The 20,182-nt window shown below is 65.6% G+C and carries 17 protein-coding genes; 9 read left to right on the plus strand and 8 right to left on the minus strand.

The window, feature by feature from the left end:
* Nucleotides 1–233: 233 nt before the first annotated feature.
* Nucleotides 234–653, minus strand: coding sequence for a HepT-like ribonuclease domain-containing protein (locus tag F6S87_RS04865; RefSeq protein WP_163227445.1), 420 nt, complete (start codon nt 651–653; stop codon nt 234–236).
* Complete coding sequence (locus F6S87_RS04870; RefSeq protein ID WP_331270751.1) at nt 650–1,027, minus strand: nucleotidyltransferase family protein; 378 nt, start codon at nt 1,025–1,027, stop codon at nt 650–652. The genes F6S87_RS04865 and F6S87_RS04870 overlap by 4 nt, the downstream gene beginning before the upstream one ends.
* Nucleotides 1,028–1,260: 233 nt before the next feature.
* Between F6S87_RS04870 and F6S87_RS04875 the strand changes: the two genes are divergently transcribed.
* On the plus strand, nt 1,261–2,667 hold the full coding sequence (locus tag F6S87_RS04875) for an ATP-binding protein (RefSeq protein ID WP_163227446.1): 1,407 nt from the start codon (nt 1,261–1,263) through the stop codon (nt 2,665–2,667).
* 15 nt (nt 2,668–2,682) lie between these two features.
* Here the strand turns inward: F6S87_RS04875 and F6S87_RS04880 are convergent, their stop codons facing one another.
* Complete coding sequence (locus tag F6S87_RS04880) at nt 2,683–3,861, minus strand: ROK family protein (RefSeq protein ID WP_163227447.1); 1,179 nt, start codon at nt 3,859–3,861, stop codon at nt 2,683–2,685.
* Nucleotides 3,862–4,099: 238 nt separating this feature from the next.
* Between F6S87_RS04880 and F6S87_RS04885 the strand changes: the two genes are divergently transcribed.
* From F6S87_RS04885 to F6S87_RS04900, 4 genes are all read left to right on the plus strand, one after another.
* Nucleotides 4,100–5,377 (plus strand): ABC transporter substrate-binding protein, encoded by a 1,278-nt coding sequence (locus F6S87_RS04885; RefSeq protein ID WP_231129340.1) that lies wholly within the window; start codon nt 4,100–4,102, stop codon nt 5,375–5,377.
* A gap of 126 nt (nt 5,378–5,503) precedes the next feature.
* Nucleotides 5,504–6,598, plus strand: coding sequence for a carbohydrate ABC transporter permease (locus tag F6S87_RS04890; protein WP_231129341.1), 1,095 nt, complete (start codon nt 5,504–5,506; stop codon nt 6,596–6,598).
* Nucleotides 6,599–6,733: 135 nt separating this feature from the next.
* Nucleotides 6,734–7,609 (plus strand): carbohydrate ABC transporter permease, encoded by an 876-nt coding sequence (locus F6S87_RS04895; RefSeq protein WP_163227606.1) that lies wholly within the window; start codon nt 6,734–6,736, stop codon nt 7,607–7,609.
* A gap of 95 nt (nt 7,610–7,704) precedes the next feature.
* A complete protein-coding gene (locus F6S87_RS04900; RefSeq protein WP_331270752.1) occupies nt 7,705–9,585 on the plus strand; it encodes an alpha-amylase family glycosyl hydrolase in 1,881 nt (626 codons plus the stop codon).
* Nucleotides 9,586–9,708: 123 nt separating this feature from the next.
* On the opposite strand, the gene F6S87_RS04905 is transcribed toward F6S87_RS04900, so the two are convergent.
* Nucleotides 9,709–10,848 carry a LacI family DNA-binding transcriptional regulator gene (locus F6S87_RS04905; protein ID WP_163227448.1) on the minus strand — a complete coding sequence of 380 codons (1,140 nt, stop codon included), beginning with the start codon at nt 10,846–10,848 and terminating at the stop codon, nt 9,709–9,711.
* Between the two features lie 248 nt (nt 10,849–11,096).
* On the opposite strand from F6S87_RS04905, the gene F6S87_RS04910 reads away from it, so the two are divergent.
* Nucleotides 11,097–12,368, plus strand: a complete 1,272-nt coding sequence (locus tag F6S87_RS04910) for an ATP-binding protein (protein WP_163227449.1) — start codon at nt 11,097–11,099, stop codon at nt 12,366–12,368.
* A 128-nt stretch (nt 12,369–12,496) separates the two neighbouring features.
* Entirely contained in the window at nt 12,497–13,249 is a 753-nt protein-coding gene (locus F6S87_RS04915; protein WP_163227450.1) for an alpha/beta hydrolase, read from the plus strand.
* On the opposite strand, the gene F6S87_RS04920 is transcribed toward F6S87_RS04915, so the two are convergent.
* From F6S87_RS04920 to dcd, 3 genes are all read right to left on the minus strand, one after another.
* Nucleotides 13,230–13,712 (minus strand): nucleoside deaminase, encoded by a 483-nt coding sequence (locus F6S87_RS04920; RefSeq protein ID WP_231129342.1) that lies wholly within the window; start codon nt 13,710–13,712, stop codon nt 13,230–13,232. The genes F6S87_RS04915 and F6S87_RS04920 overlap by 20 nt on opposite strands.
* Nucleotides 13,713–13,858: 146 nt before the next feature.
* Entirely contained in the window at nt 13,859–15,931 is a 2,073-nt protein-coding gene (locus F6S87_RS04925) for a Na+/H+ antiporter (protein ID WP_163227451.1), read from the minus strand.
* Between the two features lie 320 nt (nt 15,932–16,251).
* Complete coding sequence (dcd, locus tag F6S87_RS04930) at nt 16,252–16,833, minus strand: dCTP deaminase (RefSeq protein WP_163227452.1); 582 nt, start codon at nt 16,831–16,833, stop codon at nt 16,252–16,254.
* A gap of 219 nt (nt 16,834–17,052) precedes the next feature.
* Here dcd and F6S87_RS04935 point away from each other — a divergent pair, with 219 nt between their 5' ends.
* Both F6S87_RS04935 and F6S87_RS04940 read left to right on the plus strand, forming a co-directional pair.
* Nucleotides 17,053–17,472, plus strand: coding sequence for a MarR family winged helix-turn-helix transcriptional regulator (locus tag F6S87_RS04935; RefSeq protein ID WP_163227453.1), 420 nt, complete (start codon nt 17,053–17,055; stop codon nt 17,470–17,472).
* A 112-nt stretch (nt 17,473–17,584) separates the two neighbouring features.
* Nucleotides 17,585–18,370, plus strand: coding sequence for a YczE/YyaS/YitT family protein (locus F6S87_RS04940; RefSeq protein ID WP_163227454.1), 786 nt, complete (start codon nt 17,585–17,587; stop codon nt 18,368–18,370).
* 236 nt (nt 18,371–18,606) lie between these two features.
* On the opposite strand, the gene F6S87_RS04945 is transcribed toward F6S87_RS04940, so the two are convergent.
* The gene (locus F6S87_RS04945) at nt 18,607–20,040 is read right to left on the minus strand and encodes a hypothetical protein (RefSeq protein WP_163227455.1); all 1,434 of its coding nucleotides are present in this window, start codon (nt 20,038–20,040) and stop codon (nt 18,607–18,609) included.
* Nucleotides 20,041–20,182: the final 142 nt, after the last annotated feature.

Here is a 20,182-nt window from a genome sequence, read left to right on the forward strand (position 1 = left end):
CGCGGATCCGCGACGAGCTGCGGCGCCGCGGCATTCCATACGTCTTCGGTCCCAGCGACTTCTGGCTGTGGGACGTGCTCGGCTCGCTCATCATCGTCGGCCCGTTCATCTGGACCTACCGCCTGTTCAAGGCCATGAACATGCTGTGCGCGAGCTACGACGCGTACGGGTGCTGATGACAGTCTGACCGCTTCTTTCTCTTCTCGAACCTCTCCCTGCCGCTTCTCTGGACGTCACAGCCGGTTGCCATCGACGGTGTGGTCGAAGAGGCTGCCCCGACCGTCGTCGTCCGATTCCTTCACCTCCGCACGCAACTCGTCCACGAGAGACGCCAGCATCTCCACGAGCGGAGGAATGTCGCGGCGCACGGTTTCATAGACCACCGCGAACAGGACGCCTTCGTAATCGTGCACGATGCGGTTGCGCAGTCCACGCAGCCCGACCCACGGCACCTCGGGATGCCGACCGGCGTATTCGGCGGACACCTTGCTGGCCTGTTCGCCGGCCGTTTCCAACGCCTTCGCTATGGCATACTGGCGCATCTGGTCGTCGAGGAATTCTTCCAGCGACAAGTCGCCCAGGAATTCCACGGCCTGTTCGAGATGATGCTGCACCTGCCGGAGCAGCGAGAGATCCCTTTCGACGTCGTTCATCGCGCATCGCCGTCGTCGGGCAGGATCCTGATCAGCGGCCCCTTGGCGACGCTGCGGATGAAGAGGTCCTGCAGCTCGCGTTCGTAGGGATCGGTCTTGGGAATCTCGAGGTAACTTTTCCTGACGAGATCGATCTCGCGGTGCAGGACGGCGCGCAGGTCGGCGCGGAAGGCTTCGGTTTCCCTCCAGTCGCGCGAATCGTCCATCTCGTAGATCAAGTCAACATCGGACGTTTCCGTCGCCGTTCCCTTCGCCATCGAACCGAACAGGTAGAGGGCGGTGACGCCGTGCTGGCGCGCGAGCGGCTTCGACGCGGCCACGATGTTCCTGATGGCCGGCAGCGCCGCCGTCGGCGGCATGATCGCAGTCGTCACGATTCGCCCCAATCTTTCTTTCTTACATTTTCAATCTTACGTGTAAGAAAGAAAATGCAAGATTGAAAAATTGGCTTTATTAAGCCCATCAGTTCCACCTCGTCATGGCACCGTCCCGTGGTCCGGCCACAGGATGGTGCCATGATAAAAGAGAAGCCAGAGTCACGACTATTATAGTCGTGACTATAATAGTCGTAACTCTGTTAGGCAGAACGGAGGCGAAAGGAGACGGCATGGCGGACAATCGGTTTGTGGGACGCGAGCGCGAGCTGGCGATGCTGGACGAGCGGTACGGGCGCGACGACCAGCAGACGATCGTCGTCTACGGACGCCGGCGCGTGGGCAAGACGTCGCTGATCCGCCGGTTCAGCCAGGATAAGCCGACACTGTGGTTCACGGCGAGCGAGCGCAGTGACGAGAACAACCGGCGCGAACTGGCGCTGGCGACGGCACGGTTCTTTGGCGAGCCGGATCCGATCGGTGCCCCTCCGGCATGGCTGGACCTGCTGCGCTACATTGCCGAGAAGGGCAGGAGCTTCGGCAAGTTCATCTTCGTCTTCGACGAATTCCCATATGCCGCACAGGCCGAGCCGTCCCTGCCGTCGGCCATGCAGATCGTCCTCGATCACGATTTCGCCGAAGCCGGCGTCTTCACGATCCTGTGCGGGAGCAACCAGGGTTTCATGGAGAGCGAGGTGCTCGGATCGTCGAGTCCGCTGTTCGGCCGCCGCACGGCGCAGATCAAGCTCAAGCCGCTGCCGATGGCGGAAGCCATCGAATTGATGCCGTCCAACGCCGCATGGCAGGAACGATTCGAGTATTACGCGGCCCTTGGCGGCACGCCGTATTATCTGCGCCAGCTCGCGGAGGGCGAATCGTTCGCGGGAAACATGACGGCACTGTGCTTCGACGAGCTCGGCCCGCTGTTCGACGAGCCGGCCATGCTGCTGCGCGAGGAACTGCGCGAGCCGAATGTCTATCGCAGCGTGCTGGAAGCAATCGCGCATGGCGAGACGAAGGCGAAGGGCATCGCCGAACGTGCCGGCATCGCCGCCACCAGCCTGCAGTTTTATCTCAAGACGCTCGAGGAGCTTGGCCTGGCGCGCCGCGACCTGCCATTCGGAGACCGGTCGGCGAAGTCGAAAAAGAGCCAGTATTACATCACCGAGCCGTTCTTCGCGTACTGGTTCCGGTTCGTCGCACCGTCGATCGGCGCGATCGAGCGCGGCGACGGCGACGCGGCAGCGCAGCTGGGTACGGAAGGCGAGGTCTTCGACACGTACGTCGGCCAGCAGTTCGAGGGCATCTGCCAGCAATGGATGCTGACGGAACGTCGCGCCGGGCGACTCGACATCCTGCCGTCGCAGGTCGGCAAGTGGTGGGGGAACGATCCGGCCCTCCGCGAGCAAGCCGATATCGACCTGATCATCGAAGACGACATCAATGGCAAGATGATCTTCGGCGAGTGCAAGTGGCGCAACTCGCTGAACGCCACCGAAGCCGCCGACCTGCTGCGGCACCGAGCCGAACTGATCGACGGTCCGACAGACCGGCAGTTCTACCTGTTCACCAAGTGCGAAGTCCCGTCGATCGATGGCGTGACTGTCGTGCAGGCCGAAACGATGTTCGGCGAGCACTGACGTCGCCGACATCCCTCACCTCAGGTATTCCCCGATCACCCTCGTGGCGGCGGCGCGGGCCCAGTCGGAGGCGGGGTGGTCGACGACGGCGAAGTCGACGGGAGCGGCCTGCGTGTGGCGGAACTGCGCAATGCCCTCGCGCACCGACTCGGCGTCGAACTTGGCGACGAACGCCGATTCGCCGGACAGCACCACCTTCTCCGGCATCGCCAGGTTCGCGATCGCGGCGACCAGCGTGCCGATCCGGAAGCAGATGCGGTTCGCGAGCAATGTCGCCTGCGGCACGTTGTCGCGGGCGTCGCGCACGAAGTCGTCGAATGTCTCGGCGGTGCCGCGCAGTTCCGAGTACTGCGTGGCGAGCGACTCGTCGGTCAGGCACTGCGAGCAGCCGACATGTCCCGCCGTGCACAGCGGCCCGCGGGAATCGAGCGGCACATGGGCGGCGAGTCCGTAGCTGGCGTTCGAGCCGTCGACGAGCTCGCCCCTCGCCGTCAGCGAGTAGCCGATGCCGGCGCCGACGGTGACGACGGCGAGGCTGCCAAGGCCATGCCCCTCGCCGAACCAGCTCTCCATGAAGGCGAGCGAGTTGACGTCGTTGAAGGCGGCGCATGGCAGGCCGGTGCGCTCGAAGACGACGGCGCCGACGTCGACAGGATCGTTCCAGTGCAGGAACGGCGCGTAGTCGACGACGGAACCGTCGACCACGTGGCCGCCGAACGCCACGCCGACGCCGACCGGCCGCGGCAGCGAGCGCAGCGCCAGCTCGCGCTCGCAGTCGTCGACGAGGCCGACAATCAGCGCGACGACGGCGTCGGGCTGCCGGTCGACGATCTGGCGGCGGTACGCCGCCGTCACGGCGTCGCCGCCGAAGTCGATCGCCGTCGCGACGATCTCGTCGCCGGTCACCTTCATGCCGATCGCCGTCGCTGCCTGCCGGTTCAGCTGCAGCAGTGTCTGCGGGCGACCGCGGCGCTCGCCGCCGTCGCCCTCGCCAAAGCCGTCCTCGCCGCCCTCGACGACGACGTCCAGCTCCTCGAGATCGCCGACGATCCGGGACAGTGTGCCCGACGTCAGCCCTTCCAGCTGCGCCAGCGGCGCCTGCGCGACAGGTCCGTATTTCGCAATGGCCCGGGCCGTCCGGTGCATGTTGTCGGAACCGTCGAACCATCGAGGAATGGTATTTTCCCTCGTCATCGTGTTTTCTCCCCCTCAGGACACATACCCCCCTGATTTCCTTCACTATAAAGCAAAATCCTTCCTTTTTCCTGTGCTATGCGGGGGACTCGCTCGGCGGTGGGAATGAAAAATACCACCCCGTACGATCAATGGCGACGAAGGGAAACGGCTTCGGAAAGCCGTCGGGGAGAACGATTCGCGGGGGTATGACCCGCGGGCGAGACGATCCGGAGAGAACCACAAGGAGTGCCGTCAGATGACACAGATGACACAGAAGAGACAGGGATTGGTCGTCCGCGCCTGCGCCGTCGCATGCGCGCTGGCCATGGGATTCGGCCTTGCCGGTTGCGGATCGGCCAGCCAGACCATCACGCTGGATTTCTTCCAGTTCAAGGCGGAGGCGGCCAGCTGGTTTACCGCCAAGGCGGAGGAATTCGAGAAGACCCATCCGAACATCAAGATCAAGGTCAACAATTCGTCCGACGCCACGACCGACCTGCGCACGCGCCTGGTCAAGGATCGCGTACCGGATGTCATGACTGTCAATGGCGACATCAACTACGGCCTGCTGGCCGAGACCGGCGTCTTCCACGACTTCACCGACGACGAGTTTGTCGACGAGCTCAATCCGGGCATGGTCGAGATCGCCAGGTCGCTCGTCCAGACGAAGGACGAATCGAAGAAGCGGCTCTACGCGCTGCCGTATGCCGGCAACGCCTCCGGCTACATCATCAACTCCGAGCTCTGGCGCCAGGAGGGCCTGGATCCGACCGATCCGCCGAAGACGTGGAGCGAATTCATCAAGGTCCTCCAGAAGTTCAAGGACGACGGCATTGCACCGCTCGAGTTCAGCTACGCCGACTCGTGGACGATCGCCGCGCCGCTGAGCTCGCTCAATTCCACGCTGGTGCCGGTCAGCGAATACACCGACCTGGCGCGCGGCGACACCACGTTGCAGACATTGTGGAAACCGTGCGCCGACGAGCTGGCCACGCTGTTCGGCGACTATGCGCAGGCCAATCCGGCCATCACCTACCAGCAGGCCACGCAGGACTTCGCGAACGGCAAGGCCGCCATCCTGCCGCTCGGCACGTACGCCATCCCGCAGGTCCAGCTGATCAACGCCGACATGGACTTCGAATTCGCCCAGATGCCGGCCTCCGACAACGCGGACGAACAGCAGCTGACGGCCGGCGACGACGTCCTGATCACGATCGGCGCCAACACGAAGCACTACAAGGAAGCCCGCGAGTTCGTCGACTTCCTGTACCAGGAAGACAACATCGAGGACTACTGCAAGAACCAGTCGGCATTCGGCCCGTACAGGGACACCTATGTCGGCAACGACGCGCTGACGAACGTGCTGCCGTTCTTCGAGCAGTCGCGCATCACCGACTTCTGCGACCACTTCGTGCCGGCGAGCATTAACCTCAACGGCTATCTGCAGGCACTGGCCACCACCCGTGACGTCAACTACTTCCTGAATTCGCTGCAGGCCGCCTACGAGAAGATCGAGGCGCGCAACTTCCGGTAGGAGGCGGCACTGCGGAACGGACCGCGAAACGAGCCTCGAAAACCCGCGGAAACTCCCGAAAACCCGCGGAACGCCAGCGAAAGAAACCATCCAGCCCGTGGAAGTGGAAAGGGTACGGAAAGAGTCATGGCAAGCAAGAGCACCAAGGAGACAACCATCATGCAGGCCTCACGCAACCTACAGTCGGCGCCGATCCTCGACGGCCCCTTCCCGTCGGTATCGGGGACGATGTCCGGCTCGCCGGTCCTGTCGTCGTACCCGGGCGACGCGGCGTTGCCGCGGACGTCGGAATTCCCGAAGACGCCGGCGCCGGAGCCCGGCACCGCATCATCGGGACGGCACCGCGTCTCCCGCTTCTCGTCGCGCAAGGTGGACCACGCCTACTACTGGATGACCGTTCCGGCCGTCATCCTCGTGTGCGTCTTCCTGTACTGGCCGTTCCTGCAAGGCGCGTTCTACTCGCTGACGAACTCGCAGGGCTACGGCAGCTGGAAGTTCATCGGGCTGAAGAACTACGGCGCGATGTTCCAGGACGCCCGTGTCGGCCACGCCTACCTGTTCACGGTCTTCGTCGCCGTGCTCGTCACCGTCTTCGTGAACTTCATCGCGCTGTTCCTGGCGGTGCTGCTCGACTCGAAGATCGCGTTCAAGAAGGGCTTCCGCGCGATCTACTTCATTCCGTACATCCTGTCGGTGCTCGTCATCGGCTACGTCTTCAAGTACATCTTCATGGTGCCGCTGCCGGCGTTGGGACAGCGGCTCGGCATCGACTGGATGTCGACGTCGATGCTGACGAATCCGGACCTCGCGTGGTTCCCGGTCGTCTTCCTGTCGATCTGGCAGGGTGTCGCCTATTCGACGCTGCTGTACCTGGCCGGCTTGCAGACGATCGACGCCGAGGTCTACGAGGCCGCCGACATCGACGGCGCGAACGCGTGGCAGCGGTTCTGGAGAATCACGTTCCCGCTGATCGGGCCGTTCTTCACGATCAACATGGTCCTGAGCCTGAAAAACTCGCTCGGCACGTTCGACCAGGTCGTCGCGCTGACCGGCGGCGGCCCGGACTCGAAGACCGAGACCGTCTCGTACCTGATCTTCACGAACGGCCTGGGCAATGGCGAGTACGCCTACCAGATGGCGAACGCCGTCACGTTCTTCGTCGTGCTCGCCGTGCTCGCGTTCGTCCAGCTCAAGTTCTTCAGCGGCAGGGAGAAGGTCTGAGCGCAAATCGTTCCCGTCATCAGCAGCGACGATTCGTCCGGGCGGACGAATCGTCAATCGAAACGAACACTACTTGAGGAGACAGTCGTCATGTCCACTGCACAACCGGAAGCGGCCATCATCGCCGACGAACACATGGAACGCGGGGAATCGTCGAATCTCGGGCATTCCCGCAGGAACCGCGACGGGAAGGCACGCCGCGACCATCACGTCAACTGGTGGCTGACGGCCGTCGTCGCCGTGCTGTCGCTGACCATCCTGATCCCGCTGTACTTCACGATCGTCACGGCGCTGAAGACACCGGCCGAAGCCGGTACGTTCAGCCTGCCGACGTCGTGGCAATGGGGCAACTTCGCCGACGCGTGGAACAAGGTCGACTACCCGCGGGCGGCCCTCAATTCGGCGATCGTCACGGTAGCGGCGATCGTGCTGACGCTGCTGACGAACACGTTCGTCGCGTATGCGGTCGCCAGGAACATGGACAAGCGGTTCTTCCGTTTCCTCTACTACTTCTTCCTGGCGATGATGTTCGTGCCGTTCACCGTCGTCATGCTGCCGCTGGCGCACCAGATGGGCGTGCTGCATCTCGACAACCAGGTCGGCCTGATCCTGCTGTACATGATCCTCGGCCTCGGCACGAACCTGTTCATCGCGATCGGCTTCATCAAGTCGATCCCGCCGTCCCTCGAGGAGGCGGCGCGCATGGACGGCGCCACCACGTGGGGCGTGTTCTGGCGCATCGTCTTCCCGCTGATGGGTCCGATCAACGCGACGATCGCGATCACGACGGCGTTGTGGGCGTGGAACGACTTCCTGCTGCCGTTGATCGTCCTGACCGATTCCGACAACCAGACGATCCCGCTGGCCCAGTACGTCTTCCAGAGCCAGTTCACGTCGAACTATCCGATGGCGTTCGCCAGCTACCTGATGGCGATGGCCCCGGTGCTCATCGTCTACGTCTTCGCCCAGAAGTGGGTCGTCGGCGGCGTCATGCGCGGCGCCGTCAAGTAGGCGGCCGGCGCGCGGGACACACAGGCCAGACAGACCGGACATCGGGCAACTCAACCGGACAGCTCGACCAGACAAGATCGAAAGGAATATCAATCGTGAACAGTACAGGCACCACCGGCACGGAATCCACCAATGAGGGCGCCGCCGACAGTACCCCTGCCGACAACGGCACGCGGCTCGCGGCCGCCGGCATCCGCGGCATCGGCGACCGCCCGACGGCGACGAGCCGCCGTTGCCGGCGGGCACGGATTCCGGACTTCATCCACACGAACGGCGCGACGCCGAATCCGTGGTGGGCAAACGCCGTCATCTACCGGATCGACACGGCGACGTTCGCCGACTCGAACGGCGACGGCATCGGCGACCTCGAGGGCATCGTGCGGCGTCTCGACTATCTCGCCGACCTCGGCGTCGACGTCGTCTGGCCGGGCCCGGTCTTCCTGTCGCCGCAGCGCGACGACGGCTACGACGTCGCCGACTACCGCACGATCGACCCGATCTTCGGCACGATGAAGGCCATGGACAAGCTGATCTACGAGGCCCATCGCCGCGGCATCAGGGTCATGATGGACCTCGTCGCGAACCACACGTCCGACGAGCATCCGTGGTTCCAGGCCTCGCGCGACCGCGACGGCGAGCTCGCCGACTGGTACTGGTGGCGGCCGGCACGGCCCGGCCACGAACCGGGCACGCCCGGCGCCGAGCCGAACGGGTGGGGATCGTACTGCGGCGGCTCGGCCTGGCAGTTCGACCCGAGACGCGGCGAGTACTACCTGCACCAGTATTCGGTCCACGAACCCGACCTCAACTGGGAGCATCCCGCCGTCCGCAACGCGATCGCGACGACGATGAACTGGTGGCTGGACCGCGGCGTCGACGGCTTCTGCCTCGACGCGGTCACGCAGATCTCGAAGGCGACCGACATCCGCGGCCGGCTGCCCGGCGAGCCCGGCTCCGACTTTCTCGAGGGACCGCGCGGCAAGGACGGCTTCTCGTCGCCGTTCCCGTTCTGTTCCGACGGCCCGCGGCTCGACGGCTTCCTGCGCGAGCTGCGCCGGGCGACCGTTGATGGCCGCGACGGCTGCCTGCTTATCGGCCAGGGGCCCGGCATCTCGCCGGCCCGCAGCGGCATCGTCACCGATCCGGCGAGCGACGAGCTCGACATGCTGTTGCTGCCCGGTCACCTCGGCATCGACCTGCCGGCCGGCCGGTGGCGCACCGTTCCCTGTTCCGTGCGATCCCTGCGCCACGAGCTGGCCGCACGACAGGCCGCCGTGCGCTCGAGCGGATGGACGGCGCTGTTCGCCGGCGGTCCCGGCCAGTGCCGGCCGGTAAGCGGCTGGGGCGACGACAGCGACGAGACGATGCGCGTGCATTCGGCGAAGGCGCTCGCGATGCTGCTGCAGATGCATCGCGGCACGCCGATCATCTATCAGGGCGACGAACTCGGTCTGGCCGATCCGAAGGCCCGGCGCGCCGAGGTGGGCGGCTGCGGCTGCCCCGGCGAATCGGAGCAGGCCGCCGACTCCGCCGAATCCACCGGCTCCGCCGACGGCGTCGATGCGGGCGACCTCGCCGGCACCCAGCATCTCGCCGAACCCGACGGCCTTGTCGCCGACATGATCGACGCCGCCGGCAGGACGCGCGATCCGGAATCGGTCTATTCGTTCACGAAGCAGCTGATCACGCTGCGTCATATCAGCAATGTCGTGGCCGCGGGCACGTGGCATCTCGTCGATGACGATGATCCGCATGTCTACGCGTTCACGCGCCGCCGTGGCGACCTCGAGATCCTGGTCGCCGTCAATCTGTCCGGGGACCCGCAGCCGCTACCGGCCTCGACGAGGAGGTTGTTGCCGGCCGACGGCTGCAACCCGGACGAGATAGTCCTGACCAACTACACCGCCGAAGGCAGTGCGGTCAGGCTATCCACATCATTGCTCGACCCCTGGGAGGCGCTTATGGTCATAATCTAGATTTTCTTTACCTCTTCTTTTCTCTTTCGGGTGAGCCCGTCCTCCCATGCAGCGTTGACTCCGGAGGGCGGGCCCTTTCATGTCCGCAGCCCGCCCGCGTCCATCATCCGCGCCCTGTCCGCGTCATCTCGTCGTCGAGGCGGGGCGCCACATGACGGGGATGATCGTCTGCAGCGGCGCGGTCGCGGCGGCACCGCCGTCACCGGCGCCCTCGTCGCCGTCACCGTCGGCGCCGTCCATCAGCGCGACCATCTCGCCGACGAGCGCCTTCGCAATGGCGTCGAAGTCCTGGCGCACGCAGCTGACGCCGGCGACATCGGCGACGTAGGTGCCGTCGTAGGCGACTATTTCCAGCAGCTCCGGCACCGATTCGCCGCGTCGCCTCGCCTCGCACACGGCCGTCGCGGCGCCGATGTCGGAGCTGACGAGCGCGTCCATGTCCGGAAACTCGCGAAACGCCCGCATCACGCCCTCCTGATAGCCCTCGAGACTGCTCACCTCGCCGGCCTCGATGTAGTCGTGCCGGATGCCGGCCTCGTCGAGCAGCCGCTCGAGCGTCATGTAGTAGCGCACCGTCGGGAACGTCGTCGTGCCGGTTGTTCCCGGAATCCCGGCGGTTTCACGAGTCTTGTCATCGAACGATTCGTCCGCGGCGGCGCCAGACTGTTTCACATGATCAACGGAAGAATCGTTCTGTTTCACGGGAAACTGCTCGCGCGGACCGCCGACCATGACGACGTGACGGCAGCCCGACTCGACGAGCTGCCGGGCGACAAGCCGGCCGCCGGCCTCGTGATCGGAACAGACGGCGGGAATCGTGGCGCCGAGCACGCGGTCGAACGCGACGATCGGCCGGCCGATCGACGACCAGTAGTCGGGATTGTGCGCGGTGTGCGAGCCGACGATGAGACCGTCGACGGTGCGCCGCTCGAGCATGTCGACGTAGTCGGCCTCGCCCTCGGCGGCGTCGGCCGTCGAGCACAGCATCGCCCGCAGCCCCCGCGCCGACAGCTCCCGCTCGATCGCCGCCGTCAGCGTCGCGAAGAACGGATGACGGATCGTCGGCACGATGACGCCGATGATGCCGGCGCGGTTGCGGTGGAAGTTGCGCGCGAGCTGGTTCGGCACGTAGTCGAGCTCGGCCATCGCCCGCTCGACGCGCTCGCGCATCTCGTCGGAGACGTAGCCGGTGCCGTTGACGACCAGCGAGACGCTGCTCAGCGACACCCCGGCCCTCTTCGCCACGTCGCGCATCCCCACCATCGTCCCGTCCTTTCCGCGAACCACATACAATACAGTCCACTTTACGCAAGACGGAAAATCAACCCTGCGCAAACTGCAAAAGCCCCGACCTCCGGGGGAGGATTGAATATTGGCATATTGCCAAGAAAACTGCGCCCGTCGCACGAATCGTGCCTGCCAACAGTCCAATCTTACGCAAGGTGTAAACTTAAATTTACGCAAAGTGTAAACTGAACTTTACGCAAAGTGTAAAGTCAAGGAGATCTGGCATGGAAGACAACTACCTGCCCCGCTACGCTGACAGCCAGCTTGAGCACCTGCTCGGCGTTACCGGAGCCGTCCTGATTCGCGGCCCAAAATGGTGCGGCAAGACGAGCACTGGCGAGCGTCAGGCCAACAGCGTCCTCTTCATGCAGGACCCCGACGGCCTCGAGATGCGGCTGCGAACGGCGAAGGAGACGCCAAGCCTGTTGCTGACCGGCGACAAGCCACTGCTCATCGACGAATGGCAGATGGAACCGAAGCTGTGGGATGCCGTCAAGTTCGCGATCGACCGGCACTCGGGGGCCGGTCAGTACATCCTCACCGGTTCGGCTACGCCGTCCGTACATCCCGCGCATTCGGGAGTGGGACGATTCTCCATTCTCGACATGCGCACGATGAGCCTCGCCGAAACCGGCGAATCCACGGCGCAAGTATCGCTGCAGGCACTGTTCGACGGCGGCGATTTCGCTGGCGCCACGTCCAAGCTCGACTTCGAGGATCTCGCCTTCATCATCTGCCGCGGCGGCTGGCCCGAAGCTGTCCTCGCGTCGTCGCAGGACACGGCACTCGACATGGCACGCCAATACGTCGAGCTTCTGCTGGAGAACGACATTTCCCGCATGGACGGCACACAGCGCAACCGCAAGTGGATGGAGCTCATCATGAAGTCGTATGCGCGCACCACCGCGCAGCCAGCGAAACAGACCACCATCCGCCTCGACATGGGCGATTCGGCCCCGTCGCGACCGACTCTCTCCGACTATCTCGACGTCCTGAACCGCGCCTTCGTCATCGAGGGACTGCCGGGCTGGGAACCGTCGCTGCGTTCGAAGGTCGCCGCCCGCACGTCGCCGAAGTGCCATTTCGCCGATCCGTCCATCGGCTGCGCCGTCAGCGGCATCACTCCAGACATCCTGCTCAAGGACGCGAACACGTTCGGCCTGTATTTCGAATCGCTGTGTGTGCATGAGCTGCGCGTCTACGCGGAAACCTTCGGCGGCCGCGTCTATTACTTCCGCAACGCCAACAATCTCGAGGCCGACGCCGTCGTCGTCATGCCGGATGGCCGGTGGGGACTTGTCGAGGTCAAGCTCGGCGAGAGTCAGGCCGAGGTCGGCGCCGACAGCCTGCGTCGCGTCGCCGGGCAGGTCGATCAGGCCAACATGGGCGCACCGTCGTTCCTGCTCGTCCTGACCGGCGGCACGATGGCCACTGTCCTCCGCGATGACGGCAAACCGGACGTCGCAGTCGTGCCGCTCGGCGCACTGTGCGCCTGATAGCGGTCTTTGGATGTCACCCACCCGAGCTGTCGGCCCGGGTTGGTGACGTCCAGGGGAACATGACCAGCCGCGGCTCGCAAGACACCGGCGGGCGTAACCTGCGGAGGGCCGCTACAGTGGGAGCCATGAGCGAAGATAACGAGCTGATCGGCGGCGAGTCGGCCGTCGTGCCCGGGCGGTTCGGCGAGCCGCTCGACGTTCCTTTTGCACGATTCTCCCGCGGCGACGGCGCCGCGAATCCCCGCCGGCCGCTGTTCGTGCTGCTGCATGGCTGGGGGTCGAACGAGGACGATCTCGCCGACATCATGCAGTATGTCGCGCCGTACAACGACTTCGTGGCGCTGCGGGCGCCGCTGACCCTGCAGAATCCCGGCACGCAGTTCGGGCAGATGGTGCCCGGCGCGTACTCCTGGCTGCACGACGCCGTGCCGACCGGCGCCGACCTCGACCGTGACGCGTACGCGGCGGCGACGGCGGTCGACCGGTGGGTCGGCGAGCACGTGCCGGCCGACCGCGCCGTCGTGCCGCTCGGCTTCTCGCAGGGCGGCATGCTCGCGATCCAGCTGCTGCGCATCAACCCGACCCGCTACCGCGCCGCCATCTCGTTGTCCGGCTTCCTCGCCCCCGGCCAGGTCGCCGCGACATGCCCCGGCGACGACGAGCTCGCCGAACTGAACATCCCGACGTTCTTCGGCTACGGCGAGGCCGACACCGTCATCCCGAAGTACATGCTGTTCGAGACGGTCGCGTGGCTCGAGGAGCACACGTGGCTCACCGAGCGCGGCTACCGCGGCCTCGACCACTCCGTCAGCATGCAGGAATTCGCCGACCTGCGCGAGTGGCTCCTCGCCCAGGACCTCACGTCGGGCCTGATGTAGCCTCACGCCGGCTCCGGAAGAAGTCGGCGAGCAACGCCGCCGTCTCCTGTTCGCGGATGCCGCCGTGGACTTCCGGGAACGATCCGACGTGCGGATCGCGCGGCAAGTCCCAGACCGATCCGCAGGCGCCGAGCTTGGCGTCCCAGGCGCCGAAGACGATCCGCCCGACATGGGTCTGCAGGCACGCCCCCGCGCACATCGGGCACGGCTCGAGCGTGACCACGAGCGTGCAGTCGTCGAGATTCCAGTTGCCGCCGCGGCTCGCGGCCGCCTGCGTCATCGCCTCGACCTCGGCGTGCGCGAGCGGTCCGCCGCCCTGCTCGCGGGTGTTGAATCCGCGGCCGATGACGGCTCCGTCGGCGTCCAGCACGACGGCCCCCACCGGCACGTCTCCGGCCCGCGCCGCCCGCTTCGCCAGCGCGATGGCCTCCCCCATCGCCACATCCATCCGTTGCCGATCCATGCCGTCCAGTCTAGCCGCCCAGACTAATCCCCTGGAAGGGGATCGCTGAGCGGCATGGCCGCGAAGCGAGGGGTCGACTTGCGGAGCGCAACCAGCTGCACTCCGCAAGTCGACCACCAGCCTCGCTTCCAGGGACCTCTCGCCCGCTAGAAGCTCGCGTCGGCGTCGACGCTCATGATGTAGACGTTGCGGCGCAGGGCGCGCGACTGGGCGCGGGTGATGTCGCCGTTCTCGTACATGTCCTGGATGACGCCGAGCTCGATGCCGTAGCTCTCGCGCTTGTAGTCCTCGATCTGGCGCACCAGCTGGGCGCTGTTGACGACGTCGGGGCGCGACTTCAGCGACGCCTCGGCGCGGCGGTAGTCGAGCAGCAGCGACGAGCAGGCCTCGGTGCTGTACTTGTCGCCGGCCATTTCCTCGTACAACCGGTCGATGACGTAGTCGATCGCGTCGATCTGGATGGCGCGCGTGCGCACGTAGACTTCGTCCTCGTTGGCGAGCGGGCTGTCGCGGCGGATCTTGTTCGTCACGCGCCGCGTGACCTGCACGGTATGGCGCTGCAGCGCGCGCATGCGGCCCTTGATCATCCAGACCATGTGGTCGGAATCGTGGTCCTTCATCGTGTGGCGCAGCGACTTCATGATCTGGTCGAGCAGCCGCTCGCACGCCTCGATCTCCTGCTCCTGGTCCTTCTTGTTCTCGAGCGGATGCGCCTTCGTCTCGGCGAGCCGGTGCTTGACGTACTCCTTCTCCCAGTCGAACGCGGCGAGCTGCAGTTCCTGGAAGCTCGCCGGGTCGAACTCGCCGATGCGGTGCTTGAGTCGCGTGATCCGCTTGGTATAGGAGTCGATGATCGGCATGATGGCGCCACGATTCTCGGGCGTCGTGCGTTCCGCCATCTCCTCGACGGTGCGGCGAAGCACCTCGATCGAGATTTCGTTGATTTCGTTCGAATCGTCCGTCGCCTTGTTCGGCGCGACGATCGGCAGCAGGAAGTTCGCGAGCACCAGCGTGACGACGATGACGCCGCCGGCGATGAAGATGAGCTCGTCGCGCATCGGGAACCACGCGCCGGACGCGACGGTGTACGGAATCGTGAACATTAGCGACAGCGTGATCGTGCCCTTCGGGCCGCCGAACGTCATGACGGCGGCCGAGCGCCAGCGTTCCTTCGTCATCTTGCGGCGCTTGCCGGTCTTCTGGTCGCGCGTCAGCCGCAGCATCGCCGAGACCCACAGGAACCGCATCGCGATGACGACGAGCGCAACGACGAGAATCGTGCCGAGCAGCGTGAAGTTCGAGATGCCCGGGTCTTCCCAGCTCGCCTCCATCGCGTCGGGCAGCAGCATGCCGAGCATGATGAAGACGGTGCCGTTGAGCGAGAACGACAGCACGCTCCAGACCGACGACGAGACGATGTTCGTGCGGGCGACGTTCGGCCCGATGCCGGTGCGGTCGAACCGGATGAGCAGGCCGGCCGCGACGACGGACAGGATGCCGGAGACGCCGATCGCCTCGGCGCCGAGGTACAGCAGGAACGGCAGGAACAGCTCCATCAGGATGCGGGTCGTCGTCGTCTCCCAGCCGAACGAACGAATCGTCTCGAACAGCCAGTTCGCCAGCATGCCGACGACGATGCCGAACAGCGCGCCGCCGACGAACGAGATCGCGAACTCGCCGACGGCCTGGCCGACTTCGAAGACGCCGGTCAGCGCGGCGGCGATGGCGAACTGGAAGCCGACGATGCCGGAAGCGTCATTGAATAACGATTCGCCCTTCAATATGCCGGCCTGGCGCTGGGTCAACGACGCTTCCTTGCCGAGCGAGCTGACGGCGACGGCGTCGGTCGGGCCGAGCGCGGCGCCGAGCGCGAGCGCGGCGGCGAGCGGCACCACCGGCCAGATGGCGTGCAATACGAAGCCGACGGCGACCATCGTCGCGACGGCGAGGCCGATCGCCAGCGACAGCGACAGTTTCAACGACTTGATGAGCTGCGACTTGTCGATGTCGTGCGCCTCGAGATACAGCAGCGGCGCGATGAACAGCACCATGAAGAGTTCCGGGTCGAGCTCCATGTCGGGCACGAACGACAGCTGCGAGGCGACAATGCCGAGCAGGATCTGGACGAGCGGCGTGGAGACTTTCGGAATGAAGCGACTCAGGAACGACGACAGCACCACCGCCGCGATAATGTAGAGCACCATTTCGAAAATCTGCACGGGCCGCCCCTTTCGTCCGGCGACGTTCGGGGGTGCGCTCACCCGGCCGTCACGCCCGAACGATCACTCGCCAAAAACCATGTAAATTCAAGCCTAACGGCTGACCGAAATGGCCGAGTTACAGGCGTGTCGAGAAATGTGGACTCCCTCTTCAGAGGGAGTCGCCGAGCGGCGTAGCCGCGAAGCGGTGGGAGTTCGCACGACGTCGCGCAGCGACGAGTGCGCGCTGGAACGCAACGTCATGTTCCGGTGGCCTTGCGGACTCCCCCCGAAATTGCTGCGCAATTTCGACCCCCTCTGAAGAGGGGGTATGTACGGTGTCAGTCCTTGATCTCCGCCTTGTAGAAGTTGACGTAGCTGCGCGACGGCGTCGGGCCACGCTGACCCTGGTAGTGCGAACCGGTCCCACGCGAGCCGTACGGATGCTCGGCCGGCGAGCTGAGCTGGAAGAAGCACATCTGGCCGATCTTCATGCCCGGCCACAGCTTGACCGGCAGCGTCGAGACGTTCGACAGCTCGAGCGTGATGTGTCCCTCGAAGCCGGGGTCGATGAAGCCGGCCGTCGAGTGCGTGAGGATGCCGAGGCGGCCGAGCGAGCTCTTGCCCTCGAGGCGCGCGGCGAGTGTCGAGTCGAGCTTGACATACTCCCACGTGGAACCGAGCGCGAACTCGCCGGGGTGCAGGATCCACGGCTCGTCGGGCTCGACTTCGAACTGCTCGGTCAGCTCGCCCTGGTTCTCGGCGGGGTCGACATACGTATAGGCATGGTTGTTGAACAGCCGGAAGAACCGGTCGAGCCGCACGTCGATCGACGCAGGCTGCACCATCTCCGGCGTCCACGGATCCAGCGAAACATGGCCCGCGGCCTGCGCGGCGAGGATATCGCGGTCGGACAGCAGCATCTGGAGCTCCTTGGTCGTCAATTCGGAACGATTCTTCCGTCAGTCTAACGGGGGCCACCCCTTTTCGCCCGCAAGATGTCATAAAGACCTCGGCTCCCTGGAAGGGAGCCGAGGATGTGGACGTCACACTTGTCCACGCTAAAAAGTAAACATGCATACTGTTTGCTTGCTTACTAATCAGGCAAGCCGACAACCAACCGAAACTGGACAAGAGAGAGCATGGATTCGGTTCATTACCAGCTGATGGCGGCCCATCTGACACTGATGCGCCGCGTCAACGATGTCACGCGCAAGCTCGGCCTGACGCCGGGCCAGCCGAAAGTCATCGAGTTCCTGAACGCGCACGGCGAGGCCGACCAGAGCCAGATCGCCGCCGGCTGCCTCATCGAGAAGGCGACGATCGGCGGCATCCTCGCGCGCATGGAGCAGGCCGGCCTGATCAGCCGCCGCCGCAGCGACGCCGACCGCCGCGCCATCCTCGTGTCGCTCACCGACCGTGGCCGCGAGCTCGCCGTCGACGTGCACGCCGCCTTCGAGGAATCGGAGCGCCCGATCCGCGAGGCACTGACCGACCAGCAGATCGCCGAGCTCGACAGCCTGCTCACGCGGCTGCGCGCGGCGCTCGCCAACGCCGACTGACCGGCGAAGACAAGAGAAACAGAAAAAAGGAAGTGATGTCGTTACGCTAGGAACGACTTCAAACAGCAATAATTCCCATAATTTCAACGATTCGTCCGTCGAGGAGGCCACCGTGGCCAGCCCGGCGACGATGGCGGCCGGAGCGGTCGAGGCCGCAGAAGAAGCCGTCGCGACCGTCGAGCAGGCTGCCGAGGAGGCCGTCGACCGGGCCGGGCAGTCCGTCGTCCGCATGTTCGGCCGCAAGGTCGTCGAGCGGCACGTCATCCAGCGCGCCGTGCTGATGTTCGCCGGCCTCGTGCTGATGGCGCTCGGCGTCTCGCTGTCGATCAAGGCGAGCCTCGGCACGTCGCCGATCTCGAGCATCCCGTACGCAACGAGCCAGATCTCCGGCCTGACCGTCGGCCAGACGACGATCATCATGAACGTCGTGCTCGTGCTGCTGCAGATCGCGCTGCTGCGTCGCGAGACCCGCTGGAACCAGATCGCGCAGCTCGTCCTCGCGCTCGCGATGGGCACGTCGATCGACATGTGGGACGCCGTCCTGCAGTTCGACACCCCGTCCACCTACCTCGGCAAGTGGGGCGTGTGCGTCTGCGGCATCATCGTCGTCGGCATCGGCGTCGCGATGGAGGTCCGCGCCGACCTCGTCATGAACCCGGGCGAGGGCACCGTCCAGACGATCGCCCGCGTGCTCGGCAAGAAGTTCTCGAACGTCAAGATCGTGTTCGATTCGTCCTGCGTCATCATCGCCCTGCTGTCGGCCATCTTCTGCCTCGGCGCTCCCGCCGGCGTCCGCGAGGGCACCGTCGCCGCGATGATCTGCGTCGGCCTTGTCGTCAAGGTCGTCACGAAGGTCATCCACAAGATCGACCTCAAGCGCTGGAGCCTCGCCAGCTGAGTTCCGGCCTTCCTCCGGGACCCGTCGCCCCTTGTTGATGTCGCAAACCCGAGCTGGTAGCTCGGGTTTGCGACATCTTGGAGACTAATCCCCTGGAAGGGGATCGCTGAGCGGCATGGCCGCGAAGCGAGGGGTCGACTTACGGAGCGCAACCGGTTACGTTCCGTAAGTCGACCCTCAGGCTCGCTACGCTCGCCAGCTCCCTTCCAGGGAGCTTTTTCATGCATGTATTCGGCTCAGTACAGGCCGTCGGCGCCGGCGTAGGAGTACTGGTCGGTTGTGCCAGTCGAGTCGGCCGCCGCCGTGCCGTTATCGGCGGTCGCGGCGGACACGTCGGCGGCCGCGGCAGCCTGCTGGGCGGCCAGTTCCGCGTTGGCCTGCTCGGTTTCGCTGGCCTTAACGGCGACCGAGGCCGTCGACAGCGCGGTCAGCGCATCGTCGACGGCGTCGGCCGTCAATGCCGAGTCCTCGCCGTCGGCGAGCGCGGTCACCGACTGGATCGCCCCGAGCAGCGTCGCGCGCGTGGTTGCGTCGGCAACGAGCTCGTCGGTTGTCGTGTCGTAGACGTACTGCGCGTCGTCGATCGCGTCGCGCAGCGTCGCGCGCCGTCCGTCGGCCGCCTTCGCCGTGATCGACGCGGCGACGTCGTCGGCGGCCTGCGCGATCGCGCTCGCCGCGCTGGCCGCGTCGCCCTTCGCGGACCGGTAGCCGGCCATCGCGACCTGCAACGATTCTTCCGTCTGCGCCGCCGAGCACGCGGTCAGCACCTGGCGGCTCGGCGCCTCGGCATCGTCGGCGATCGCCGTGCCGTCGGCGATGACGTCGACGAGCGCGGCCAGCACGGCGGCGTCGGTGACCTCGTCGACCGGCGTCTGCGCGAGCGACGAATGCTCGTCGATCTGCCGGCGCAGGTCCTCGATCGCCGTGTGATAGTCGGCCGTCGCCGACTCGCACTGCGCCATCGTCACCTCGAACAGCTGCCGCCGCTGCCGCTCCGCATACTGGTGCCAGACGACGGCCCCGCCGGCCACGAGTCCCGCGACGACAAGCGCCGCGATGCCGATCATGGCGACGCGCCGGCGCCCGCTCCATCCGACCGTTTCGCTTCCGCGGCCGTTACGGCGGGTATTGTCGAACGATTCTCCCGGCCTGCGCCAGCCGCTACCGTGGCCGCCCGCGCCGCCGCCGAGCGCCGCGAACGGATCGTCGCCGTCCTCGTCGGTGACGACGCCGGGCGCGGCCGGCGTGCCGGCGGTCGCGCCGCGGCCGTCGAGCAACGATCCGCCCGCCGACCGGCCACCAGGCCCCGTTGTGCTCCCGTCGCGATCATGGCGGTGCCCGAGCGCGCGCTCGATGAATTCGTCGGACATCTCCCCCGGAATCTCGCCGCTGCCGGTGGCGTCGATCGCCGGAAACTCCACCGGATTGCTGACGACGCGGCGCACGTGCGGCAGGCCAGCGGCCCCGCCGCCGGCTACGCCACCCGGCCCGGCCCCGTTGTCCGGGCCGGTGCCGACGCCGTCGAACGACAGCCGCTCGACGTCGCCGGCCGTCAGCCCGGTCGCCGCGCCATGGCCGGCCGGCCGCGCCGCGCCCCTACTGTCGCCGTTTCCGTCGTCGAAGGACGGAAAGTCAAACCTGTCGTCGTTATTGCTGTCGAGTCCGCTCATCGTGGGCTCCTGTCGTCGTGTTCCGCTTTCCACTGCCGTCGTCGGCACCGCACCGTCGCGGGCCTCGCCAATCGCGATCTGTCCGGCCTGCCTCCCGCCGGAAGAATCGTGCCGTCATGCCGACCATGAATAAACCACCATT

The organism is Bifidobacterium choloepi (assembly GCF_010667615.1).
In the GTDB taxonomy this organism is placed as follows: Bacteria; Actinomycetota; Actinomycetes; order Actinomycetales; family Bifidobacteriaceae; genus Bifidobacterium; species Bifidobacterium choloepi.